Below are 24167 nucleotides of genomic sequence, written 5' to 3'. Positions count from 1 at the left end.
TGTCCCGGGCGGGGACCACCACCGCCCCGGGCTACCCTGCGCCGCGGGTCCGCCGACCCATGGGCGGCCACGTCCCGTCGGGGTCGGGCACGGGCGCGAACCCGGCCTGCTCGAAGAAGGCGACGCGCTCCTCCACGTGCTCGCCCTCCTCGGGTTTCAGGAACACCCAGCGTGTGCCCGACCGTCCCGCCACGGCCACGAACGCGTCGAGCAGCCCCGTGCCGATCCCCCGGCGCCTCCACGCCGCGTCGACCACCAGGGCCAGGACGTACCCGTGGGGAGGCGGCACCGGGGCGCCGGGGCCCGTGTAGGCCCCGTCGAGGATCCCCTCGATCCAGCCGACGACGGTGTCCCCGTCGACGGCGACCAGGACCACCATCCCCTCGGGCCACTCGCCGTCGGGGTACCCCTTCACCTCGAAATGCGGGGCCGCGCGCACGATCAGGCGGGCGATCCCCGCGCCGTCACCGGGCAGGGCACGACGAATCAGCATGACGGCACGGTACCGACCGGCCCGATCCGGCCACCGGCGCCACCCCGGCGTCGGTGCTCCCGGCGTGTCGCGGACCCGGCTGCCCGAGCCTCCCGCCCACGCCGGGGCACCCCGGGATTCGGCCCGACCCAATCGCCCCCGACCTGCGGTTTCGCGCTCCGGGAAGTACGCGGACCCGCTCTGCCCCCTGCTAGCTTCCCCTGCATGAGAATGCACGAGCGCCCCAGTCCCACCGAGGTCATCTCGGCGTGGATCCCCCACGACGCCCGCTGGCACGAGTCCGCCCGCTCGGCGGCGATCACCGGCGAGGAGGCCCTGCGCCGGTACGTCACCGGCCTGGTGCGCGACCACAGGGACGGCGACGGCGGCCGGGAGCTGGTCGACGACCACGACCTGCACAGCGTCGGGGCGGTCGCCGAGGACCTCGGCGTGGCAGGGCTGGGGGGCGTGGACTGGCGGCGGGTCCGGGAGGCGATGCTCGTCCCGCTGCGGGAGCGCGGGACCGGGTGAGGCCCGCCCCGCGCGCCGCCCCGGCGCCGTCGGGGACGGGGCGCGCGGGCACGGGCCCCGCGCCCGTCCTCCCCGGGCCCCCTACTCGTCGTCGTCCTCCGCGTGGTGGTCGAGGTTGGAGGTGCCCCGGCGCCAGTAGCCGTCGACCTCGCAGGTCGCGTGGCGGACGAACCCGCGCTCCTTGAGCAGGCGGCGGATCGGCTTGAGGGTGTTCGCCTCGCCGGCGGCGTACACGAACCCGTCCCCCCCGGGCAGTTCGAGGGAGCGGAACGCCTCCAGCAGCAGGTCGGTGGCGCCGGGCTCGGCCCCTCCCCGGTGCAGCCAGGTGATCCGGGCCCCGACGGGGGCCTCGAGCTCCTGCTCCTCACCGGCGTCCGCCACCTCGAAGAACGCGAACACGCGGGCGTCGGCGGGCAGTTCCTCCACGTAGCGGGCCGCGGCGGGCAGCGCCGTCTCGTCCACCAGCAGCACGTGGTAGTCGAACTCCCCGCTGATCCGGACGGTGCCGCGGGGGCCCAGCACGCCCAGCTTGTCGCCGCGCCGGGCGGCCTGCGCCCAGCGTCCCGCCGGTCCGTGGTCGTGGGCGACGAAGTCGACGGTCAGGCGCCGGGCGCCCGTGTCGAGCGCGCGGACGGTGTAGTCGCGGAACACCACGCCGGGGGCGCGGAAGTTCAGGCAGCGGTCGTCCTCCACGACGGGCAGGACGTGCCCGCCCTCGTCGTTGGGGAACCACAGCTTGACGTGGTCGTCGAAGTTGGCGCTCTCCATCCCGGCGAGGTCGGGCCCGCCGAGGTGGACGCGGATCATGCGCGGAGTGACGCGCTCGACGTCGGCCACTTCGAGGACGCGCGGCTTGAGCGGGTACCTCTGGACGCGGCGCTCGTGGGTCGGGGTGCTCACTGCTTCTCCTCGGTGGTGTGATTCCGCCCTGGGCGGAGACTGCGGCGGGAACGGGCGCGGGCGGCTCGGACGCCCGACCTCGGAACACCGCTGAGGGTAGCCTTGCCTAAACCCTGGTCCTCGCCCGGGGGCGGCTCGCGGGGCGCGGCCGACCGCCCCGCACGGTCCGGCGGTCCGGGCACGGCGGCGGGGGCTCCGGCCGGCGGCGCGGAGCACCGCCGGGACGGGCTCCCCGCACGGAGACTTCACCTCTCCGAAACCCGGCCGGGGCGCGGCGCCCGCCGTCCCCGCGGACGCCCGCGCGGCCGCGGACGGGGCCGCACGCCCCGCGGGGGCGGAGGGCCGCCGTGCCCGACCGACGGACACCCGAAGACGGACATTCCACATCATGTCCTAGCCTGGAGGCCCGTCCCGGCCCAGAGCGCCGGGATCCGCCGTGTCCAGCGAGAACGAGTCCGAGGAACAACGTGAACATCAGTCCCCGCGTCACAGCGACCGTCTTCCGCGTGGTGGCGGTCTTCGAGGCCTTCACCTGGGCCGGCCTCCTCGTCGGCATGGGGTTCAAGTACCTCGGGAACGGCAGCGAACTGGGCGTGCAGATCTTCGGCCCCCTGCACGGCGGGGCGTTCATGGTCTACGTGGCCGTCGCCCTGGCCGCCGCGCTCCACCTGCGCTGGGGCGTGTGGCCGACCCTGGTGGCCCTGGCCGCGTCCGTCCCTCCCCTGGGCACCCTCCTCGCCGACTGGTGGCTGCACCGCAGCGGGCGCCTGACGGCCGGCGCGAAGGGGCGCGACAGGGCGCCCGAGCCGGTCGCCTGAGACCGCACCGCCCCCGCGGGGCCCGGTGGGACCACAGGTCCCACCGGGCCCCGCGCCGTTCCCACGCCTCCCCCGACCTCGGGTTCCGCGTTCCCGCCGAGTCGCGCGAAGGCGGGGCGCACACCGGCCACGGTCCTTTCACCAATGGCTTCGGAAACGACAGGGAAATGTCGGGCGAATGACATCGGGGAAACCTGGAAACGCCTCGGTGACGTCATCGCGCGCCCCTCGCGAAAGCCTTTCCCCCTACACCCGGCCGGGGCCTCTGACTACGGGGGCAGGGGGTTTGCATTCTGACCGGAAGCGGACAGAGAAATCTCCGGGTCACCCTTTGCGCACGGTCCGTGGTCCGTGTTCTTTTATGAACTGGCAAGTAACCACCCCCCACGAAGGGTCCCCCCATGCCACACACCCACCCGTCCGGACCGGACCGGCGCACCATCCTGCGCGGAGCGGCCGCGGCCTCGGGAGTCGCCGTCCTCGGCGGCGCGCTCACCGTGGGCGGCGCCACGAGCGCCTCCGCCCAGGCAGCCCCCTCGTTCCTGTACTGGCGGGGCGCCTGGAACGCCCGGCCGCCGTCGAGCCCGATCCAGGTCCTGGCCCAGCGTCCGAGCTACATCGTGGTCCACCACACCGCGACGCCCAACAGCACCAACTACTCGCTCGACCACGCGCTGGCCCTGTCCCGGTCGATCCAGAACTTCCACATGGACAGCAACGGCTGGTCCGACGCCGGGCAGCAGCTGACCATCAGCCGGGGCGGCCACGTCATGGAGGGCCGCGACCGCACCCCGGAGGCCGTCGGTGCGGGCCACCACGTGGTGGGCGCCCACGTCGCCAACAACAACAGCACCTGCATCGGGATCGAGAACGAGGGCACCTACATGACCACGGGGCCCACCCAGGCCCTGACCAACGCCCTCGTCGCCACCCTGTCCTGGCTGTGCGGGGCCTACGGGCTCAACCCCCAGAGCGCGATCCGCGGACACCGGGACTTCAACGCCACCGCCTGCCCCGGGGACGTGCTGTACGCGATGCTCCCCGACCTGCGCAACGCCACCGCCTCCGTGCTCACGGCCCAGGGCGTGGACCTCGGCGCGCTGCGCGAGCCCTCCGGTGAGGGACCGACCTTCCCGCCCGTGCCGGAGGACGAGCCGCAGCGCGAGTTCTACCACGGCCCCGGCCGGGGACCCGACGACTTCACCCGCTGACCCTGCGCGAGGACGCCTCCCCGTTCGGCGTCGCTCGTGCGCGCCCCTCCAGCGGTGCCCGCCGTCCCCCGGCGGGCACCGCCCCTCCCGGGCCGCCGTCCCTCCCCCCCTGTCTCCGTTCCTCCCCGGGCCCCCGCTCAGCCGGCGCGGGACCCCGCCCGGATGCGCTCGGCGATCCGGTCGACGTCCCAGCGCTCGGCCGGGGGCAGCGGCATGCCGACCCCGTCGCGCAGGGCGCGGGCACGGTCCAGGAGTTCGGCCGCGGCCCCGTGTTCCCCCGCGAGGGAGCGCGCCCCGGCCAGCCCCTCGAGCGCGAGGGCGACGGCGCGGGGGTCGCCGCCGCGCTCGGCCTCGCCGAGCCCCTGCCGGTGCAGGTCGAGGGCCTCGGCGGCGTCACCGCGCTGCTCGGCGACGAACCCCAGCTGGGTGAGGATGAAGGCGGTCCCGATCCGCCCGTCCACGCGCCGGTTCCACTCCAGCCGGCGGCGCAGCGACCGCTCCGCCAGGTCCAGGTCGCCCCGGCGGCGGGCGGTCAGCGCGATCCCCGCGTCGGCGAACTGCTCGGCCACCGCGTCGGCGTGCTCCTGCGCCACGCGCAGCGCCCGGGAGTGCAGGGCGTCGGCGCGGTCCAGGTCGCCCTCCAGGAGGGCGATCCTCCCCAGGCCGGCCAGTTCGAGGGAGACCGTGCGCCACAGGCGCAGCTCCTCGGCGATCCGCAGCCCCTCGGCGTGCCGGGCGGCGGCGTCCTCGAAGTCCCCGAGCGCCTCCGCCGCCTGGGCGAGGACGTCGGAGGCGTGGAGGACGCCCCACCGGTCCCCGAGCCCGCGCAGGACGCGCTCGCCCTCCGCGGCCAGGCGCAGGGCCTCCGCCGGTGAGCCCTGCACGAACGCGGTCCGGGCGAGCCCCACCCGGCAGACGGCGGCGCACCAGGGGTCCCCTGCCTCCAGCGAGGCGGCGAGCGCCTCCTGCGTCCGTCGGGTCGCGCGGTCCAGGTCGCCGAGCCCCCAGCGGGTGAGCTCCGAGAACCAGGCCAGCCGGGCGCGCTCGGCCGGGTCACCGACCCCGGCGAGGTCCTCGTCGGCGGCGGCGCGCCTGGTCCGGTCGTCCTCGGACCCGGGGGCGGAGAGGGCCGTCCGCCACACGACGGCCCGGGCCCGTGCCTCCCCGCCCGGCCGCGCCCGGTCCCGGGAGGGCTCGCCCGCGACCGGGCCGGCCCCGGCGGAGAGCGCGGCGTCCAGGGCGTCGCGGGCCTCCCCGGTGCGTCCGCGCAGGTAGCGGTACCAGCACAGGGCGTTGGCCAGGCGGGCCGCGAGGTGGGCGTCGCCCTCGCCGACCGCGAACTCCAGGGCCGCGCGCAGGTTCGCGCTCTCGCGGTCCAGGCGCTCCAGCCAGTGCCCCTGCTCGGGGCCGCGCAGGAGCGCGTCGGCGCGTTCGGCCAGGTCGGCGAAGTGGGCCGCGTGGCGGGCCCGGGTCCTCCCCCCTTCCCCGGCCTCCTCCAGCCGTTCGAGCGCGTACGCGGCCACCGACTCCAGGAGGTGGTAGCGGGTGCCCCCCGGACGGTCGGCGGCCACGACCAGCGACCGGTCGACGAGGGAGCCGACCAGGTCCAGCACCCGGGCCCGGGGGACCCCCTCCCCGTCGGAGCAGACCTCCTCGGCGGTGGCCAGGTCGCATCCGTCCGCGTGCACGGCCAGGCGGGAGAGCACGGCGCGCTCGGGGGCGCCGAGGGGTTCCCAGCTCCAGTCGATCACCGCCCGCAGGGTGCGCTGCCTGGCGGGCGCGTCGCGGCGGCCCATCCCCAGGAGCGCGAAGCGGTCGTCCAGGCGGACGGCGAGGTCGGCGGCCCGCATGTGGCGCAGCCGGGTGGCGGCCAGCTCGAGCGCGAGGGGGATGCCGTCCAGGCGGCGGCACACCGTGGCGACGGCGGGCGCGGTGTCCTCGTCGAGGGCGAACCCGGCGACGGCGGCCTCCGCGCGGGCGGTGAAGAGCCGGACGGCGCCGGATCCGGCGAGGGCCTCGGGCGTGTCCGCGCCGGGCCCGGGCACGTCCAGCGGGGGCACCGCGAACAGGTGCTCGCCGGTCACGTCGAGGGGCACCCGGCTGGTGGCGAGGATCCGCAGGCCGGGGGCGGAGCGCAGGAGCCGGGAGACCGCGTCCGCGACGGGGGCGACGACGTGCTCGCAGTTGTCGAGGACCAGGAGGGGGCCTCCCCCGCGCAGGAGTTCGGCGACCCTGTCCAGGAGCCCGGGGCCGGCCCCGTCGTCACGCACCCCCAGGACGGCGGCCAGCGCGGGGACGGGGTCGCCGTCCGGGGCGAGTCCGGCCAGTTCCACGAACCGCACGGTGTCCGCGGGGTCCCGCGCAGCCACCGCCAGGGCCAGCCGCGTCTTGCCGACGCCGCCGGGGCCCGTGAGGGTGACCAGGCGCCGGTCCGCGACGAGGGAGCGCAGCGCCCGGAGCTGGAGGTCGCGTCCGACCAGGTCCCCCACGGGCGCCGGCGGGAGCCCCGTGCCCGGGGGCCCGGGGGTCGCCTCCGGGGACGACTCCGGGACGTCCGCCGGGCCGCGCGGCGGGTCGAGGGAGGGGTCCTGGGCCAGGACCGCGCGGTGCAGGGCCGTCAGCTCGGGGCCGGGGTCGATCCCCAGCTCGTCGGCCAGCCGGGCGCGGAGCCGTTCGTGGGCGGCGAGCGCCTCGCCCTGGCGGCCCGCGCCGTAGAGGGCCCGGATGTGGGCCGCGTGCAGGCGTTCGCGGTAGGGGTGGCGGGCGGCCTCCTCGGCCAGCTCGGCGACGAGCGCGGGGTGCTCTCCCAGTTCGAGGCGGGCCAGGGCCCGCTCCTCCACGGCGGTCACCCGCAGCTCTTCCCACCGGGCGGCGGCGGAGCGGGCGGGTTCGGCGTCCGAGAACTCGGACAGGGCCGGGCCGCGCCACAGATCGAGGGCCCGGGCGAGCAGGTCGGCCCTGCCGCGCGGGTCGGCGGCCGTGCCCGCCCGGCGGACCAGGTCCTCGAAACGGGCGGCGTCGAGGTCGTCCGCCTCCAGCAGATAGCCGGGGGCGCGGTGGCGGACCAGGGCGCGGGCCCCGGGCTCGGCGCGCTCCAGGTCGCCGCGCAGCTGGGAGACCCGGGCCTGGAGGACGGCCGTGGGCCTGACCGGCGGACGGTCGCCCCACAGGTCCCGGACGAGGCGGTCGGCGGGGGCGGGCCGTCCGCGGGCGAGCAGCAGGGACGCCAGCAGGGCGCGGACCTTGGCGTCGCCGATCCTGACGGGCCCGCCGTCGTCGGTCCACACGGCCAGCGGCCCCAGCACCCCGAATCGCATGTGCCAACCGTAGTGTTCCCGTGGGGGACCCGTGGCGGCCGCGGCCATCGTGGTGCTCACACGGGGAGGCCGCCGGGCCTCCCCACGGGAGACACCTGGCGGGAAAGATGAGCGAGTACAGCGGCAAGCGCGCAGTGGTGATCGGCGGGACGCACGGGATGGGCCTGGGCGTGGTCGAGGACCTCGTCGCCGGAGGGGCCCGGGTCCTGCTGACCGGGCGCAACGAGAAGAACCTGGAGGAGGCGCGCGGCAGGCTGGGGCCGGACGTGCACGTGGTGCGCGCCGACGCCGCCGACGCGGCCGACACCGAGGCGCTGGCCGAGGTCGTGGGCTCCGCCCTGGGCGGGATCGACTTCCTGCACGTCAACGTGGGCACGTCGGAGTTCAGCCCGTTCACGGAGGTCACCGAGGAGTCCTATGACCGGATGTTCGCGGTCAACACGAAGGGGGCCTTCTTCACGGTGCAGCGGCTGCTGCCGCTGGTCGCCGACGGCGGGTCCATCGTGTTCACCACGTCGGTCACCAACGTGACCGGGACACCGGGGATGAGCGTGTACACCGGCACGAAGGCGGCCGTGCTGGGGTTCTCGCGGGTGCTCGCCTCGGAGCTGCTGCCGCGCGGGATCCGGGTGAACACGGTGGCGCCGGGCTTCGTGGACACCCCCTCCATGGGGGTCTCGGGCCTCACGGAGGAGACCAGGGCCGAGTTCATGAGGGTCGGCGACGAGGCCACCCCCATGGGACGGCACGGCACCGTGGCCGAGGTCGCGCGGGCCGTCCTGTTCCTGGGCTTCGGGGCCACCTTCACCTCCGGCGCGGAGATCCCCGTGGACGGCGGCCTCGGCCTGGGCCTGAGCACGTCCCTCTAGCGTCGCGCCCGGGAGCGCGGACGGTGTGACGCGGCGGGCCCGGCCGCCGCGACCGCCCGTCCGGCGGGCCGGGTCCCCGAGCGCGGTCGGCCCGGCCCCCGGCGCTCGTTAGGCTGGCGCCGTGGAGCTTCGACAGTTGAGACACTTCGCCGCGGTGTGCGAGGAGCAGCACTTCACCCGCGCCGCCGAGTACCTCGGCATCACCCAGTCCGGCCTGTCCGCGTCGATCCGGGCGCTGGAGAGGGACCTCGACGCCCAGCTCCTCCTGCGCACCACCCGGCGCGTGAGCCCCACTCCGACCGGCCGCCTGCTGTGGGCCGAGGCCCAGCGCATCCTCTCCGCCGCGGACGGGCTCAGGGACCTGGTGGCCGACGGCGACGGCGTGCGCGGCACCCTGGCCCTGGGCACCGAGCAGTGCATGGGGGTCGTGGAGGCGGCGCCCCTCCTGCACTCCTACCGCTCGCTGCACCCGCAGGTGGCGATCAACCTCCAGCAGGCCGCCACGGGCCAGCTGATGGACCAGGTCCGGGCCGGACTGCTGGACGCGGCCCTGGTCGCGGGCCCCCTCGAGGGCGAGGGGGGCGCGGACCTGCTGCGCATCTCGGAGGAGCCGCTCATGCTCCTGGCCGGTCCCGACCACGCGATCGACGCGGGGGACGTGCTGGCCCAGCTGGAGCGGGAGGACTACGTGGACCTGCACCCGGGGTGGGGCGCTCGGGACTGCGCGGACCTCGCGTTCGCCGAGTTCGGCATCACCCGCAGGGTGGCCCTCCAGGTCAACGACGTGTACACCCTCCTGGACCTGGTGCGCCGCCGGATGGGGGTGGCGGTCGTGCCGCGGCCGGTCGTGGACAAGCCGCAGGCGGCCGGGCTGCGGAGCGCCCCCCTGCCCGGCGGCACGCGGTGGCGGGTCGGCCTGGCCACGCCGCGCGGCTCCCACCCCTCGGGCGCGACCCGCGCGTTCCTCGACCTGCTGCGCGAGGAGCACCCGATTGATGACTCCCACGCGTGAATCCCACTCTTCTCACATGTTGGACATGTGTGAGCCCGGTACGGCATGGTGGCGGGAGCGGAGCCCGCCGGCTCCGGCCTACAGCCACGTCTTGGGAGCCCAGATGTCTCAGCGGGTACAGGGTGTGATCTCCCGTGCCAAGGGAGCACCCGTCGAACTGACCACGATCGTCGTCCCCGATCCGGGCCCCGGGGAGGCAGTGGTCCGGGTCCAGGCGTGCGGGGTGTGCCACACCGACCTGCACTACCGCGAGGGCGGCATCAACGACGAGTACCCGTTCCTGCTCGGCCACGAGGCCGCGGGCGTGGTGGAGTCCGTCGGCGAGGGCGTCGTCAACGTCCGGCCCGGCGACTACGTCGTCCTGAACTGGCGCGCGGTGTGCGGTGAGTGCCGCGCCTGTCGGCGCGGCCGCCCCCAGTACTGCTTCGACACCCACAACGCCACCCAGAGGATGACCCTGGAGGACGGCACCGAACTCTCCCCCGCCCTGGGCATCGGCGCCTTCGCCGAGAAGACCCTCGTCGCCGCGGGCCAGTGCACCAAGGTCGACCCGGATGCCTCGCCGGCCGCCGCCGGGCTGCTCGGCTGCGGGGTCATGGCCGGGATCGGCGCCGCCGTCAACACCGGCGGGGTGACCCGCGGCGACTCCGTCGCGGTCATCGGGTGCGGCGGCGTGGGCTGCGCGGCCGTCGCCGGGGCCCGCCTCGCGGGGGCCAACCGGATCATCGCCGTGGACCTGGAGGACCGCAAGCTCGAGCAGGCGCGCGGTTTCGGCGCCACCCACACGGTCAACGCCTCCGCCTCCGACCCCGTCGAGGCGATCCGCGAGCTGACCGGCGGCTTCGGCGCGGACGTGGTCATCGACGCGGTCGGGCTGCCCTCCACCTACGAGCAGGCGTTCTACGCCCGCGACCTGGCGGGCACCGTGGTCCTGGTGGGCGTGCCCACGCCGGAGATGCGCCTGGAGCTGCCGCTGCTGGACGTGTTCGGGCGCGGGGGCGCGCTGAAGTCGTCCTGGTACGGCGACTGCCTCCCCTCGCGGGACTTCCCCATGCTCGTCGACCTCCACCTCCAGGGCCGCCTGGACCTAGACGCCTTCGTCAGCGAGGAGATCGGCCTGGGCGACATCGAGGAGGCCTTCGTCCGCATGGAGCGCGGCGACGTCCTGCGTTCGGTGGTGCGGCTGTGAGCGGCGCGCGCGTGGAACTCCTGACCACCTCCGGGGTGTTCGCCCTGGACGGCGGCGAGTGGGAGGTCGACAACAACGTCTGGCTGGTCGGCGACGACGAGGAGGTCGTGGTCGTCGACGCGGCCCACGACGCCGACGCGGTCCTGGCGGCGGTCGGCGGGCGCAGGGTCGTGGCCGTGGTGTGCACGCACGCGCACAACGACCACGTCAACGCAGCCCCGGCGGTGGCCGACGCCGTCGGCGCCCCGATCCTGCTGCACCCCGACGACCGGGTGCTGTGGGACACGACCCACCCGGACCGCGCCCCCGACGGGGAACTGGCCGACGGGCAGACGGTCGAGGTGGCCGGGACCGGGCTGCACGTGCTGCACACCCCGGGCCACGCCCCGGGGGCGGTGTGCCTGTACGCGCCGGAACTGGGGACGCTCTTCAGCGGGGACACCCTGTTCCGGGGCGGGCCCGGGGCGACGGGGCGGTCCTACTCGGACTTCCCGACGATCGTGGGGTCCATCCGCGACCGGCTGCTGACGCTGCCTCCGGACACGGTGGTGCGCACCGGGCACGGTGACTCCACGACGGTCGGCGAAGAGGCGCCCCACCTCCAGGAGTGGATCGACCGGGGCCACTGACGGTGCGGAGGGGTTCGCGGCCCCGCCCCTGCGGCGGGGCCGTCCCCCTCACCGGTCGAGGACCATCTCCCCGACCACCTGTCCGCCCATCACCCGTCCGGTGGGCCGGAACCCCGCACCGAGGTAGAAGCCCTCGGGGCCGCCCCCGCCCGGCACCCACATCACCGTGAGCCTCCGGTTCCCCCGCACACGCGCCTCGGCGGCGACGGCCCCGACCGCGAACCGCCCGTACCCCCTCCCCTGCGCGTCCCCGGCGATGTTGAGCCGCCAGATGCCGCAGCGGAAGTCCGGCTCCTCCTCGTCGGGAGCAAAGTCGGCCATGACGAAGCCGACGGCCTCGTCCCCGTCCATGACGAGGCGGGGCCAGGCCGTGGCGCGGGAGGCGTAGGCCTCGGCCAGGGAGCGCTCCACGGGGGCCACGAAGGCGTTCTGGTCCTCGCGGACCTTCACCCCGAGGGCGGCGTGGACGTTCGCGGGGGTGATCTCCGCGAGGCGGAGCGAGGGGGCAGGAGTGGTCATGGCGAAAACCCTAGGGGGCGGCTCCGACCGGACACCACGGGTTTTCCGGGCGGGCGCCTCCCGCCCGCCGCCCCGGGCCGCGGGGCCCAGCGGCCACCTCCCTCCCGGGCGCCCGGGCTCCCGGGACTGGCCGGGGCGTTGGGCCGTCAGTCCGCCTCGACCACCAGCGGGCCCTCCGTCGACAGCGTGTCCGTCACCTCGACCTCGGTGATCTCGGTTCCCTTCGGCACGTCCACCGCAGCGGACCCGGAGACCTCGTTGCCCGGGTTGATCTGCTCCAGGAACAGGGAATCGGCCGTCAGGGACCCGCTCGAGGAGTGGGTGTTGCCCTCGGAGTCGACGAGGCTGATCGCCGAGCTGTCGAAGATCGTGGCCTCGGTCCCGGTGTTCTTCACGGTGAGGTCCACGATCGCGTACTCGCCCTGCGCCGTCTCCTGGGAGAACTCGTCCCCGTAGGTGGCGGCCGTCTCGATACCGTTCACGGTCACCTCCCACTGGCCGACCGTGCCGGGCTCGCCCATGCCGACGGACTCGGCCTCGCCCGCGTCGTCGGCCGTCTCCTGGCCGGCTCCTCCGGCGAACAGCGACACCGTGCAGGCGACGCCCAGGATGATCACCAGCAGCGCGGCACCGCCGCAGCCGAGCAGGACCCAGGGCCAGGCCCTCCTCTTCTGCGGGGGCGGTGGCTGTCCGGGAGGCGGCTGCTGAGGGTACTGAGGTCCACCCGGCGGTTGTTCGTACATGGCGCACTGCTCCCCCGCGGGAAGGTCCGGCCCGGACAGGCGGGATTCCCTCCCTCCTCCAAGGGTCACCCATCCGCCCGGGGAAAGAGGGCTCATTACGCCAAAGGCTTTCCGTGCTGAGACCGACGCCTTGACAATTCCCGGGCAAGACCGGGATCCCCGGGCGACCGCGCCGCCCCGGAGTCCTCCTCCGGGGCGGCGCCGGTGCGGGCGGGCTCAGCCCTCCTGGGCGAGCGAGCTCCAGTAGAGGGCCTGGGCGACCTGCCCGAAGAGGCCCTTGGGGTGGTTGCGGAACATCGGCTCGGTGCCGAACAGCACCACGGACGCGCCCTGCTCCGCGACACCGCTGACCACGGAGGCCCGTCCGGCGGCGGCGTCCTGGCCGCCCTCCCCGTTCGCGTCGGCGCGCCAGTGCCCGGCCACGAGCGGCCCCTCGGCGGCGTAGGACTGCTCGACGGACACGTCCTCGCCCAGGTCGGTGAACCACCCGGGCGAGTACACGAACGAGTGCCCGCCCGTCCCGGCCAGCGCCCCGTCCCCGGCGGTCACGGCCACCACGCCGTTGGCGTCCGGGCGTCCCGCATGCCTGACCACGTCCAGCAGACCGGCCTGGTCGTTGAAGCGGGCGCCCGTCGGGCCCCTCCCCACCACTCCGCCGTGTTCCAGGAACGCGTCCAGGTCCGCGCGGGCCTCCGCGTCGAGGTCGGCGTGGACCAGCCCGCTCGACACGTAGAGCACGTCCACCCCGGTCCAGTCGAACCCGTCGTTGAGCACGCGCGTGGACACCGGTTCGACGTCGAACCCCATCCGGCCGAGGGTGAACAGCTCGTCGGCGGCGCCCGCCACGGCGACGGTCGGCGCCGACAACCCCTCGCCCCCGCCGCCCTCCGCCCCGGCGAAGACCGCCCCGTGGCGGTCGGAGACACGCTCGACGGCATCGGCGGCCGACGCGGGGACGAGCACGCCGCCCCGCCCGCTCCACGTCACCTCGACCCCGTCGGCGAGCAGGGCGTTGAGGGCCGCGACCTGGGCACCGTCGTCCAGTGCCAGGTCCCAGCCGTGCCCGCCCGCCTCGTCCACCCGCCCTGAGGGGCCGGCCGCCGCCACGGGCGCGGTGTCGGCCCCGACCTCGGTGTGGAGGGCGTCAACCCGCGCCCCCCACAGCAGCCCGTGGCTCCATCCGGAGATGTCGTACATCGCGCCGACGTCCTCGCTGATGTCCCGCCCGTTCTCCAGGAGGACGTTGGCCATGCCGCGCTTGGGCTGGTGCATGTCCACCACGTACGTCCCGGCGTCGTAGGAGGTCCCGCCCGCCTCGAAGCCCTCGTCCGCGCGTTCGACGACCACGTCGTTGGCGACGAGCAGGTCCACGAGGCGGGCCGCGGCCGGACCCTGCGCGGGGATCGCGTAGGCGCGCGGGAACTCGGTGGTCCACACGTCCTCCGGGTCGAACCCGGGCACCCACCCCTCCGGGGGCACGACCTGCTCCTCACCGGCCGCGCCCCGGCGGAACACCTCGACCTGGTCGCCGATGAGCTCGTCGCGGTTCTCTCCGACGTAGTCCAGCGTCGCCCCGATGGTGGCGGCGGAGACGTCGGTGTTGATCGCCGAGCGGCGCCGCAGCTCCTCCTCGTCCAGGTCGTCGTAGTCGGCGTTGTTGACGCGCATCGGGAACTCGACCGTGGCGGAGGCGACCGCCCCCTGGTAGGGCGCGTACATGGGGGTGAAGATCGGCGGCCAGTCGTCCCAGCCGTCCTCCCAGTCGCGGAAGGGGATCTGCGGGGGCTCCACCCCGTCGTCCTCGGGCGTGTACCCGAGGTCGAGGACGGCCTCCTCCATGTTCTCCGCGTTCGCGTACGTGTGCTTGATGTAGAGGTCGTACTCGTAGTTCTGGCCGTGCGGGGGCGTCCCCGGCTCGATGAGCGTGCCGTTGACGTACCCGTGCTGGTCGAGCAGGACCAGGGGCTGGGTGTCGATCACGACCTGGCGCACCGCCGCCGTCTCGGGCTGGGAGACGGTGACGAAGTCGCGGTTGAGGTCGAAGCCGCGGCTGTTGGCGCGCTGTCCCGCCACGCGGCCGTCCGGGTTGGCGGTCAGCACGAAGTACAGCCGCGTGCTCTCCAGCAGCTCCTCCGTCGCCTCGTCCGTGCCGGTGGCGAGCTCCTCGATGACCCGCAGCGACGCGTCCGTGCCCTCCCACTCGTTGCCGTGGATGTTGGCGTTGACGAGCACGGGGGCCTTGTAGCGGTCGGGCAGGGTCCTGTCCCGGGCGGCCCGCGCGGGGTCCTGCGAGATCAGCTCGCGCATCCGTCTCTGGTGGTCGGACTCGGCCCGGTTCTCGGGTTCGGTGACGGTGACCAGGTACATGTCGCGGCCCTGTACAGAGGTGCCGACGACCTCCGCGCTCACCCGGTCGGAGGCTTCCTGGAGTTCGTTGAGGGCGGGCGCGATGCCGTGGTAGGGCATGAGGCCGAGCCTGACCGAGTGGTCGTCGGGGTCCTCCGGCGGCTCCGGGAGTGCGGTCCGCCTGGGGTAGGGGGCGTCCGGGTCCACCCCGGCGGCGTCCGGCGGGGCGGCGAACGCGTGCGGAGAGGCGCCGTCCAGGGCCTCCGCCCCGGCGGCCCGGTCGTTGCGCTCGGGGCCGTTGGCGGCCTCCCCGCGCGGGACGGGGTCGGCGGACGCGGCACCGGGGGTGGCGAGCAGGCCCGCCGCGACGACGGCGGCCAGTGTGCCGGAGAGGACGGACGGGGCGCGAAATCGGGGGCGCGGCTGAGGGGGCTGGTGCACGGGGGCTCCTCCTGGGGTCCCCACCGTTCCTACCGACACGGCCGGTGCCGGACAAGACCGGCAGCCGTGAAATCCCTGTTTCGCGCGGCGGCGCGTGTGCTCCCGACCCTCCCGACCGGCCGGGCACGGCCCCGGCGGCGGCACACGGGCGCGCGAACCCGACCGGGCGCCGGGAGCAGGCGTCCGGGCTCACGCGGGCACACGTCCGGCCCGGCGGGTTCGCCGTCGATGAGCCCGTCTCACGCGCCCCGGACTCCCCCCGCCCGGCGCCGACGCCACCGTGATCCGCCGGCCCCCGCCCGCGCCTACTCGACGATGCCCGAGAAGAACACGGCCTTGTGTGCGAGCTCCGCGTCGCCGGGTCTGGAGAGGCCCAGGAGGAGCTGGAGTTCGTACTCCTCGGCGGGCATCTCGCAGGCGGGCTCCAGGATGCCGGTGGCGTCGGGCCGGATCGTGCCGGGCCGCTCGTGTGCGTACTCCTCGAAGGCCTCGTCGTCGCCTTCGACGCCGCCGGTGCAGAACCAGTCGATGCGGTCGATCCGCACCGGGACGTCACTGTCGTTGGTGAGGGCGACGGTGAACGTGACCATGCCCCGGCCGCCGCTGTCTCCGAGGGCGTCCCCGTCGGGCAGCTCGACGTCGGACAGTCCCACGGACAGGCCGTCGTCCCAGGTGTGGGTGTCCCCGATCTCGAGGAGGACCGGCATCGACTCCTCCGGGGCGGGCAGGTCGGCCTCCTGCTCCTCCACGGACTCGAAGGAGTACTCCACGGGCGCGTCCTCGGCACAGGCGCTGAGGCCGGGGACGAGCAGGACGGCGGCCGCGGAGGCGACGGGGGCGGTGGGGCGCACCGGGGCTCCTGGGGGTGTCGGTTCACAGCACGACGATCGGGGTCGGGAGCGCGACCATAGCAACCCCTGGGGACATCGGTGTGCGGAAGGGTGGGAATCGGTCCAGGAGCCCCTGGACCGGGGCTGCGCACGACGGAATGCGCGGGCACGTCCCCGGCGTGGACGGAGTTCCCCCGCGGCACCGCGCCGTGCCCCGCGCCGCCGACCGTGGTCCCGCCCCGCGGAAGGGCCCACGCCGGGACCGGTGGGAGGACTCCGGCCGCGCGCTGCCACGGAGGCCGCCGCCGGGCCGGCCGCCACGCCCCTGATCACGGCTCACCGGTCCGCGCCGCGGCCCTCATGGCCGCCGTCACAGTCCTCCGCAACCCCGCCCCACACGGGGGTTCGCGCTACGTAACGCGGATCACGCGGATCGCCGGGTAAAGCCGGGATTGCCGGGGCCCGGTCCTGTGTTGGTGCCGGGAGTATCCCCACGTGGGACTTTCTTGACGGTGCCCCGCCCGAAGGCGGTTCACGGCGCCCGAGCACCTTCCCGGTTCTCCCTGTCCTTGACCTTTCCTGTGCTGGAGCCCCTGTGACCCTTCTTTCCGTGCGCCCGAAGCACCGCGCCCCGGAGACCGCCGCGACCGACGAGGCGACCCCGGTCGTCCGCGCCGACGCGACCGACGTCCGGGACGCCGCCCCTCGCGGCGGGGACCGGAGCACGCGCCGCCGCACGCTGCTGCTCGTGCTCGTCCTGGGCGTGCTGTCCGCCCTCGGCCCGCTGGCCACCGACCTGTACCTGCCCGCCCTGCCCCAGATCTCCGCCGACCTCGGCGCCAGCGAGTCGAGCGTCAAGCTCACCCTGACGTCGGTGATGGCCGGTCTCGCCCTGGGACAGCTGATCATCGGACCGCTCAGCGACCGGTGGGGACGCCGCCTGCCGCTCCTCGCGGGGATCGGCGTGTTCACCGCCACGACGCTCGCCATCGCGATGGTGTCGAGCGTGGAGGCGTTCAGCGCGCTGCGCTTCCTCCAGGGGCTGTCCGCCGCCGCCGGACTGGTGGTCTCGCGGGCGATCGTGCGCGACGTGTTCGACGGCGACGCCGCCGCCACCTTCTTCTCCCGGCTCGTGCTGCTCGCCGGGCTGGCGCCGATGCTCGGCCCGGTCCTGGGCGGACAGCTCCTCTTCTTCGGCCCCTGGCAGCTGCTCTTCGCCGTGCTGGGCGGCGCGGGCCTGCTGACCTTCGGCCTGGTCCTGTTCGGCCTGCCCGAGAGCCTGCCGCGCGAGGAGCGCCAGCGGATCAGCCCGCGCGCGCAGATGCGCGTGTTCGGCAGCCTGCTGCGCGACATCCGCTTCACGGGGCCCACGCTCACGCTCGCGCTGAGCTTCGGCATGAGCTTCACCTACATCTCGACGTTCTCGTTCGTGTCGCAGTCGCGGTTCGGCGCGAACGCCCAGGAGTTCAGCCTGGTGTTCGCGGTGACCACCCTCGGGATGATCCTCGGCAACCAGCTCAACGCGTTCCTCATCCCCCGGGTGGAGATCCACCGCCGGCTGATCCTCGGCCTGGCCGGGTCGATCCTGTCGGTGGCGGGCCTGGCGCTGCTGGACACCGCGGGCCTCGCCGACCTGGTGACGGTGACCGCCGCCCTGTTCGTGATGATGGTGTTCACCGGCCTGGTGTCGCCGAACGCGACCGCGCTGGCCCTGAACGGGCAGCCGCCCCAGGTCGCCGGAAGCGGCTCGGCCCTGCTGGGCTCGCTCCAGTTCGCGATCGGGTCCGGCCTGGCCGCCACCGCCGGGCTGTTCGGCCCGGTGACGCTCTCCAGCATGACGGTGGTCATGTTCGCCACCGCCGTCGGCGCGGCCGCGGTCTTCGCCGGGTTCGCGCTGCGCGTCCGGCGCACCGCGCCCGCGGCGGCGTGAGTGTCGGCACCGCCCATTACCCTGGTCTGTTCACGCCAGAGAGCCCAGAGGAGTGTGTCGTGTTCGCTTTTCCGGATCCCAAGGCCGAGTCCCTGACGAGCGGACCCCCCGGCGTGTGGTCGGAGGTCCTCCCCCACCTGGTGGAGACGGCCGGGACGTACTGGCTGACCGTGTCCCGCGCGGAGGGCCCTCCGCACACGCGGCCCCTGCTGGCGGTGTGGGTGGACGGCCAGCCCTGCTTCGCCTCGGGGCAGGACTCGGCCAAGTCCCGCCTGATGGCGTCCTCGCCCGACGTGAGCCTGGCGTTCGGCACGGGCCGTATGGACGTGGTGGTGGAGGGGACCGTCGAGGCGGTGCTGGACGCCGAGCGCCTGGACAGGGTCGCCGCGGCGTACGCCGAGCGCTACGGGTGGGCCCCTGCCCCCGGGGACGGCGAGCTGACCGGCCCCGAGGGGGCGCCGACCGCGGGGCCGCCGCCCTACCGGGTCTTCACCGTCACCCCGTCGACGGTGTTCGCGTTCCCCTCCGACGAACTGCCGCACGGCCCCACCCGGTGGCGCTTCGACGTGTGGCCCTGAGCCGGTCGCCGGACGGCTCGGCGCCGCCCGGCGGGCGAAGCAGGTGAGACGTCCCTCCTCGCGGGTAGATCCCTGGCGAAGCAACGCCGCCTCGTCAGCTCACCCCCCCTTGGAGGCAGAGAGTGCGCGTGAAGATCGTTCTTTCGACGCTGGTCGTCCTGTGGCTTCTCATCGGCCTGATCGCCGCGTTCCAGCGCGGCCTGTTCGGCGCGGACGAGGCCTCGTGCTCGAACCTCGGGCACACCGTGGGCACGGTCTTCGTGGGCCCCCTGAACTACGTGGGGGTCAACCCGACCATCGAATGCCCGGAGCTTCCCGAACCCTCCGAATGACCCCTGGTCCGCTGCGCCCCGCCCGCCACCGGCGAGCGGGGCGCCGCTGTGCGCGGACGCCCCCGTGCCCCGGCGCGCGCAGCGCACGACCGCCACCGCGACGCCGCAGACGCGGACGGGGCCGCACGGGAGGGGCGCGGGGGTCTTGCCGTCCGGTCGGCGGGGCCCCACAATCCCTTCCATGCGGACCTCCGAACGGTCGGACACCGACCGGCTCCTGGCCAGGCTGGACCGGTTCGACCTGACGCCCGGGGCGGTGCGGCTGCGCTCACGCGCGCGGGAGCTCCTCCGCGCGGGGCCGGGGGACACGGTGGTGGACGTGGGCTGCGGGGCGGGACGCGCGGCGGCGGAGATCGCCGCCGAGGGGCCGCGCGTGGTCGGCGTGGACCTCGACCTTCGCATGCTCGGCGCCGCCCTCGGGCGCCACCCCGGACCGGGGTTCCTGCGCGGCGACGCCTACGCGCTCCCCCTGCCCGACGGCAGCGTCCAGGGGTACAGGGCGGAGAAGGTCTACCACTCCCTCGGCGATCCCGCGCGCGCCCTGGCCGAGGCCCGGAGGGTCCTGGCCCCCGGGGGCCGCGTCGTCCTGCTCGGCCAGGACTGGGAGGCGTACGCCGTGGACTCGGCCGACCCGGTGCTGACGCGCGCGATCGTCTCCTCGTACGCCGACGGCATGCCCGACCCCCGCGCGCCCCGGCGGCAGCGCGCCCTGCTGATGGAGGCGGGCTTCGGGGACGTGGAGGTGGAGGGCAGCGTGCTCCTGTTCACCGACGCCGGTGTCCTGCCCATGCTCACCGGCCTTGCCTCGGCGGCCGTGGCGGCGGGAGCGGTCCCCGGGGACCGGGCGGCGGCGTGGGCGGACGAGCAGCGCGAGCGCGCCGGGACGGGGCGGCTGTTCGTCGCCATCCCGTTCTTCCTGGTCTGCGCCCGGCGCTAGAACGTGGTCCGCGGGTGATCCCGGCCGGCTCGGCGCCCGCGCCGGTCACGGCGAGCGGTCGCCGGGCCCTCTCCCGCAGGACGGCAGGGGGAGCCGGGTGGTTCAGTCGCGCCGCGGCTTCCGGACCACCGCGCGCACCCCGCGGGGCTGGAGCGCCAGGGCCGGGCGCGGCCGCACCGCCTCCGGCGCGACGGGTTCCAGGCGCACGCGGGCGCACAGCTCCCCGGCGATCACCTCCACCTCGCGCAGGGCCATCGACGCCCCGATGCAGCCGCGCGGCCCCGCCCCGAAGGGGAAGTAGGCGTAGCGGTGGGAGGGCCCGCCCGCGAGCCAGCGCTCGGGGCGGAACTCGGCGGCCCGGGGGAACCACCGCTCGTCCCTGTGGGTCACCCACGGGCTGAGCCCGAGGACGGTCCCGGCGGGGAGGGTGTGGCCGCCCGCCTCGAACGGCCGCACGGTCTCCCGGCTGATGACCCACGCGGGCGGGTAGAGGCGCACGGCCTCCTGGGCGGCGGCCCGGGCGAACCCCTCCTCGCCCATCCGGGCGTTCGCCTCCGGGTGCGCCCCCAGGAGGTGGAGGAGCCAGGTCAGCGCGTCCGCGGTGGTCTCGTAGCCCGACATCAGCAGGGTGGCCAGCTCGTCGCGGACCTCCTCGAAGGGCGGGTCGTCGGCGAGGAGGGCGTCCAGGGCCGTCCCGGCGCCGTCGTCGCGGTGTTCGCGGATCATCACCGCGAGCGCGTCGTCCAGGTCGCGCAGGGACCGCCGCAGGTCGCGGTTGACGCGGGTCGGCAGCCAGGCGGGCAGGCGCGGGGACGACGTGAGCCGCATGATGGCGGCGACGGCGCCGGCCAGGGCCTCGCCGTGCTCCCCGGGTTCGCGGCCCGCGATGTGGGTGGCGCCCACCAGCATGGCCAGCCGGGACATCTCGTGGTGCACGTCGACGGTCTGCCCGTCCGCCCACGATCCGACCGTGCGGGCGACGCCCTCCCGCGCGGCCTCCTCCAGGTGCGCGAGGCGTTCGCTGCGGAAGGCGGGGCGGAGCCGGGCGCGCTTGCGCTCCCAGTCCGCCCCCTCGCTGTTCATCATGGCGAGGGGGAAGCCGGTGGGCCCCCGCCGGGTGCCGTCGCTGATCTTGACGACGTTCTCGCCCCGGTCGACCAGGACGCGGCCGATGTCCTCGGGGTGGGCCAGGAGCACGTTGGAGGAGGTCAGGGAGACGACGTCGCCGAACTCGCGCACCGCCCCGGTGAGGAAGCCGAGCGGGTCCAGGGCGTAGTCGGCGGCGTTGGCCGTGCCGCGCCCTCCCCCGGGTCCCGGAGGGGCTGTGTGGGTGACCGTCATCGGGACCGTCCTGGGAAGGCGGCGGGCCCGTGCCCCGGAGGATCGGCACGGGCCCTGGGAGCGGCGGGGGGCGGGACGCCGGGGCCGTGCCCGCCGGACCGCGGTCCGGGGGTCGGTGCCCGCGGCGTCCCGGAGGCTCCGGGACCCGCTCTCGGGGGGTCCGCGGGTGTGGCGGGGGCCGGGCGGACCGGGGCGCGGGTCCGGGGAGGCGGCGGCCTAGTAGTAGATGTAGGGACGGGTCAGGCGCTCGCTGTCGACGATGCCCAGCCTGGCGGCGATGCGGTAGGCGACTTTCCTCATCGGTTCGTTCCCTCCTGCGGGGTTTCCCGGTGGCTCCGGGCGACCAGCTGAACACTACGCGGACCCCCGGCGGCCGAGGCAGTGGCGGAGAGGTGAGCGATCACAGGTGCGGAGGTAAGCCGGGGGTGGCGGCGCGGACAGGCCCGCCGCGGGGCCGCACGGCGCCCCCGCCGGCGCGTCGGCGGGGACCGGGCGCGCGGGCGGGCCGGTGACCGCCCCGGGCGGGCCCGCCGCCGTGGAGCACGGTGGCCGGGCGCGCGGGCGGGCCGGTGCGGCGCCGCGCGTTTCCCCGCCCGCCCGCGGTACCCGGTACGTTGCGGCCCCCGGTTTGACGCGGGTGGCGGTGACTGCCGTAGCGTACGACCGTACGCGGACCGCTCCTCGCCGCGGGGCGGGGCGCGTCCCCGCCACGAGGGTGTCGGAGGGGCCCGTGTTCGCGGGGGAATCTCACGGCCCGTGCCCATGGGAGCGTTCCCATGGCTGTCCGTGACGGCCTCCCGCCACGCCGACCCGCATCCGCGACCAGACCGCGCCCAGCCGACGCCGCAGGAGAGACCCCGTTGAACGCACCCCTTCCCTACCTCGACCCCGCGCTGGGCCACGCCGAGCGGGTCGCCGACCTCCTGGGGCGCATGACGCTGCCCGAGAAGGTCGGCCAGATGCTGCAGCTCGACGCCAAGGACGGGGTCCGCCCGCTCATCGAGGACATGCACGCGGGCTCGATCCTGCACACCTCCCCCGAGCGGGTCCTGGAGGCGGCGGCCCTGACCGAGCGGACGCGGCTGCGCATCCCCCTCCTCGTCGCCGAGGACTGCATCCACGGGCACTCCTTCTGGGAGGGGGCCACGATCTTCCCGACCCAGCTCGGCATGGCGGCGACCTGGGACGCCGGGCTCGTCGAGAGGGTCGCCCGCGCCACGGCCGTCGAGGTCGCCGCGACCGGTATCCACTGGACGTTCTCCCCGGTGCTGTGCATCGCCCGCGACCTGCGCTGGGGACGCGTCAGCGAGACCTTCGGCGAGGACCCCTTCCTCATCGGCGAGATGGCCTCGGCGATGGTCAGGGGCTACCAGGGCGAGGGGCTGGAGGACCCGACGGCGATCCTGGCGTGCGCCAAGCACTTCGCCGGCTACTCCGAGACGCAGGGCGGACGCGACGCCAGCGAGGCGGACATCTCGCGGCGCAAGCTGCGCTCGTGGTTCCTGCCCCCGTTCGAGAGGGTCGCGCGCGAGGGCTGCCGCACCTTCATGCTCGGCTACCAGTCCATGGACGGCGTGCCGATCACGGTCAACGACTGGCTGCTCGACGAGGTCCTGCGCGGCGAGTGGGGGTACACCGGCACGCTCGTGACCGACTGGGACAACGTGGGCCGCATGGTGTGGGAGCAGCGCGTGTACGCCGACCACGTCCAGGCCGCGGCGGCCGCGGTCCGCGCGGGCAACGACATGGTGATGACCACGCCGCAGTTCTTCGAGGGCGCCCAGGAGGCGGTCGCCCGGGGCACGCTGGCCGAGGCGGAGATCGACGCCGCCGTCGGCCGCATCCTCACGCTCAAGTTCGAGCTCGGGTTGTTCGAGGACCCGCGCCACCCCAGTCCGGAGCGCCAGGCCGCGGTCATCGGCGCACGGGAGCACACCGACCTGAACCTGGAGGTCGCCCGCCGCTCCCTGGTCCTGCTGGCCAACGACGGCACCCTGCCCCTGGACGGGGGGTTCCGCGCCGACGCCTCCGGGCGGGCCGGCGCCGCCGCGGACGCCCCGGCGCGCACCGTCGCCGTGGTGGGGCCCAACGCCGACGACCCCCACACCCAGCTCGGCGACTGGGCCGGCGCGTCGGGGCAGGTGGACTGGCTTCCGGACGGCCACCCGCGCGGGATGGTCCGGACCGTCCTGGACGGCGTGCGCGACCACTTCCCCCGGGGGTGGAAGGTGCGGCACGCCCGCGGCGCGGACATCCTCCGCCTCGCCCCGGACCCGGAGGGGGAGTTCTTCCCCGACGGCCAGCCGCGCCCCCGCGTCGTGGTCCCCGCCGAACCCGACGGGCGGATGATCGGGGAGGCGGTGGCGGCGGCCGAGGACGCCGACGTCGTCGTCGCCGTGGTCGGCGACCGGATCGAGCTCGTGGGCGAGGGCAGGTCGACCGCGACCCTCGAACTCGTGGGCGGACAGGTCGCGCTCCTGGACGCCCTCGCCGCGACCGGGACCCCGATGGTCGTCGTGGTGGTCGCCTCCAAGCCGCTGGTGCTGCCGGACTCCGCGCTGGACGCCGCCGCGCTCGTGTACGCGGCCAACCCGGGCATGCTGGGCGGGCGCGCCGTCGCGGAGCTGCTGCTCGGGCTGGTGGAGCCCTCGGGCCGCCTGCCGATCTCCTTCGCGCGGCACGCCGGCCAGCAGCCGACGTTCTACAACCAGGTGCGCGGCCAGCACGGCGACCGGTACGCGGACCTCACCCAGCGCCCCGCGTTCGCGTTCGGCCAGGGGCTCTCCTACACGACCGTCGAATACGCGGACCTGCGGATCCCCCGGCCCGGGGTCGGGCCCGGGGACACCGTCCGCGCCCGGGTCACGGTGGCCAACACGGGCGCCAGGCCCGCGCTGGAGACCGTCCAGGCCTACGTCTGCGACACGGTCGCGTCGGTGACGTGGGCGGAGAAGGAGCTCAAGGCGTACCGGCAGGTGCTTCTCGAACCGGGCGAGTCCCGTGTCGTCGAGATCGAGGTGCCGGTGGCCGACTGCACGATCGTGGACGCCTCGGGCGCGCGCGTGGTCGAGCCGGGCGGGTTCGAGCTCCTCGTGGGCCCGTCGTCGCGCGAGGAGGACCTGCTCCGCGCGGGCTTCACCGTGGAGGCCTGAGGCCGGGCGGGCACGGGGACGGCGCCCCTCCGCCGCCCGACGGGGCCGCGCCGGTCCCTGCGGCGGTGAG

Annotated in this window: 21 protein-coding genes; 12 read left to right on the top strand and 9 right to left on the bottom strand. The window is 75.3% G+C overall.

The annotated features are described in order from the left end of the window. Positions 1–31: 31 nt before the first annotated feature. Positions 32–493, bottom strand: coding sequence for an N-acetyltransferase family protein (locus ACQPYD_RS13885; protein ID WP_433701405.1), 462 nt, complete (start codon positions 491–493; stop codon positions 32–34). A 204-nt stretch (positions 494–697) separates the two neighbouring features. On the opposite strand from ACQPYD_RS13885, the gene ACQPYD_RS13880 reads away from it, so the two are divergent. Continuing rightward, positions 698–1003 carry a hypothetical protein gene (locus ACQPYD_RS13880; RefSeq protein ID WP_267949839.1) on the top strand — a complete coding sequence of 102 codons (306 nt, stop codon included), beginning with the start codon at positions 698–700 and terminating at the stop codon, positions 1001–1003. Between the two features lie 81 nt (positions 1004–1084). Here the strand turns inward: ACQPYD_RS13880 and ACQPYD_RS13875 are convergent, their stop codons facing one another. Further along, positions 1085–1903, bottom strand: coding sequence for a siderophore-interacting protein (locus ACQPYD_RS13875; RefSeq protein WP_433701404.1), 819 nt, complete (start codon positions 1901–1903; stop codon positions 1085–1087). A 467-nt stretch (positions 1904–2370) separates the two neighbouring features. Here ACQPYD_RS13875 and ACQPYD_RS13870 point away from each other — a divergent pair, with 467 nt between their 5' ends. Then, a complete protein-coding gene (locus ACQPYD_RS13870; protein WP_433701403.1) occupies positions 2371–2721 on the top strand; it encodes a DUF3817 domain-containing protein in 351 nt (116 codons plus the stop codon). A 401-nt stretch (positions 2722–3122) separates the two neighbouring features. Further along, positions 3123–3932 carry a peptidoglycan recognition protein family protein gene (locus ACQPYD_RS13865; RefSeq protein ID WP_433701402.1) on the top strand — a complete coding sequence of 270 codons (810 nt, stop codon included), beginning with the start codon at positions 3123–3125 and terminating at the stop codon, positions 3930–3932. 137 nt (positions 3933–4069) lie between these two features. On the opposite strand, the gene ACQPYD_RS13860 is transcribed toward ACQPYD_RS13865, so the two are convergent. Then, positions 4070–7249 (bottom strand): ATP-binding protein, encoded by a 3180-nt coding sequence (locus ACQPYD_RS13860; RefSeq protein WP_433701401.1) that lies wholly within the window; start codon positions 7247–7249, stop codon positions 4070–4072. 107 nt (positions 7250–7356) lie between these two features. Here ACQPYD_RS13860 and ACQPYD_RS13855 point away from each other — a divergent pair, with 107 nt between their 5' ends. From ACQPYD_RS13855 to ACQPYD_RS13840, 4 genes are all read left to right on the top strand, one after another. Further along, positions 7357–8118 (top strand): SDR family oxidoreductase, encoded by a 762-nt coding sequence (locus ACQPYD_RS13855; protein WP_433701400.1) that lies wholly within the window; start codon positions 7357–7359, stop codon positions 8116–8118. Between the two features lie 121 nt (positions 8119–8239). Beyond that, positions 8240–9130, top strand: coding sequence for a LysR family transcriptional regulator (locus ACQPYD_RS13850; protein WP_433701399.1), 891 nt, complete (start codon positions 8240–8242; stop codon positions 9128–9130). Positions 9131–9233: 103 nt separating this feature from the next. Next, positions 9234–10319 (top strand): S-(hydroxymethyl)mycothiol dehydrogenase, encoded by a 1086-nt coding sequence (locus ACQPYD_RS13845; protein WP_433701397.1) that lies wholly within the window; start codon positions 9234–9236, stop codon positions 10317–10319. Continuing rightward, the gene (locus ACQPYD_RS13840) at positions 10316–10948 is read left to right on the top strand and encodes an MBL fold metallo-hydrolase (RefSeq protein WP_433701396.1); all 633 of its coding nucleotides are present in this window, start codon (positions 10316–10318) and stop codon (positions 10946–10948) included. The genes ACQPYD_RS13845 and ACQPYD_RS13840 overlap by 4 nt, the downstream gene beginning before the upstream one ends. A 48-nt stretch (positions 10949–10996) precedes the next feature. On the opposite strand, the gene ACQPYD_RS13835 is transcribed toward ACQPYD_RS13840, so the two are convergent. The 4 genes from ACQPYD_RS13835 to ACQPYD_RS13820 form a co-directional block, all read right to left on the bottom strand. Beyond that, positions 10997–11467 carry a GNAT family N-acetyltransferase gene (locus ACQPYD_RS13835; protein WP_433701395.1) on the bottom strand — a complete coding sequence of 157 codons (471 nt, stop codon included), beginning with the start codon at positions 11465–11467 and terminating at the stop codon, positions 10997–10999. Positions 11468–11613: 146 nt separating this feature from the next. Beyond that, entirely contained in the window at positions 11614–12210 is a 597-nt protein-coding gene (locus ACQPYD_RS13830; protein ID WP_433701394.1) for a DUF4352 domain-containing protein, read from the bottom strand. A 216-nt stretch (positions 12211–12426) separates the two neighbouring features. Continuing rightward, positions 12427–14997 carry a M14 family zinc carboxypeptidase gene (locus ACQPYD_RS13825; protein WP_433701393.1) on the bottom strand — a complete coding sequence of 857 codons (2571 nt, stop codon included), beginning with the start codon at positions 14995–14997 and terminating at the stop codon, positions 12427–12429. Between the two features lie 305 nt (positions 14998–15302). Further along, positions 15303–15848 (bottom strand): hypothetical protein, encoded by a 546-nt coding sequence (locus ACQPYD_RS13820; protein WP_433701392.1) that lies wholly within the window; start codon positions 15846–15848, stop codon positions 15303–15305. A gap of 718 nt (positions 15849–16566) precedes the next feature. On the opposite strand from ACQPYD_RS13820, the gene ACQPYD_RS13815 reads away from it, so the two are divergent. The 4 genes from ACQPYD_RS13815 to ACQPYD_RS13800 all read left to right on the top strand — a co-directional run bounded on the left by ACQPYD_RS13815 (position 16567) and on the right by ACQPYD_RS13800 (position 19604). After that, positions 16567–17757 carry a multidrug effflux MFS transporter gene (locus tag ACQPYD_RS13815; protein WP_433702043.1) on the top strand — a complete coding sequence of 397 codons (1191 nt, stop codon included), beginning with the start codon at positions 16567–16569 and terminating at the stop codon, positions 17755–17757. A gap of 59 nt (positions 17758–17816) precedes the next feature. Beyond that, complete coding sequence (locus ACQPYD_RS13810) at positions 17817–18335, top strand: pyridoxamine 5'-phosphate oxidase family protein (RefSeq protein ID WP_433701391.1); 519 nt, start codon at positions 17817–17819, stop codon at positions 18333–18335. Between the two features lie 122 nt (positions 18336–18457). Next, positions 18458–18667, top strand: a complete 210-nt coding sequence (locus tag ACQPYD_RS13805; RefSeq protein ID WP_267949824.1) for a hypothetical protein — start codon at positions 18458–18460, stop codon at positions 18665–18667. 181 nt (positions 18668–18848) lie between these two features. Continuing rightward, positions 18849–19604 carry a methyltransferase domain-containing protein gene (locus tag ACQPYD_RS13800; RefSeq protein WP_433701390.1) on the top strand — a complete coding sequence of 252 codons (756 nt, stop codon included), beginning with the start codon at positions 18849–18851 and terminating at the stop codon, positions 19602–19604. Between the two features lie 102 nt (positions 19605–19706). Here the strand turns inward: ACQPYD_RS13800 and ACQPYD_RS13795 are convergent, their stop codons facing one another. Beyond that, on the bottom strand, positions 19707–20945 hold the full coding sequence (locus ACQPYD_RS13795) for a cytochrome P450 (protein ID WP_433701388.1): 1239 nt from the start codon (positions 20943–20945) through the stop codon (positions 19707–19709). Between the two features lie 216 nt (positions 20946–21161). Next, on the bottom strand, positions 21162–21245 hold the full coding sequence (locus ACQPYD_RS13790) for a cittilin family RiPP precursor (protein ID WP_352982781.1): 84 nt from the start codon (positions 21243–21245) through the stop codon (positions 21162–21164). Between the two features lie 560 nt (positions 21246–21805). Here ACQPYD_RS13790 and ACQPYD_RS13785 point away from each other — a divergent pair. Then, a complete protein-coding gene (locus tag ACQPYD_RS13785) occupies positions 21806–24097 on the top strand; it encodes a glycoside hydrolase family 3 N-terminal domain-containing protein (RefSeq protein WP_433701387.1) in 2292 nt (763 codons plus the stop codon). Positions 24098–24167: the final 70 nt, after the last annotated feature.

Origin of the sequence: Nocardiopsis sp. CA-288880 (genome assembly GCF_050955985.1) — a bacterium.
Classification (GTDB): Bacteria; Actinomycetota; Actinomycetes; order Streptosporangiales; family Streptosporangiaceae; genus Nocardiopsis; species Nocardiopsis tropica.
Note: the sequence above shows the minus strand (reverse complement) of the source record. Positions and strands in the feature narration are given on the sequence as shown.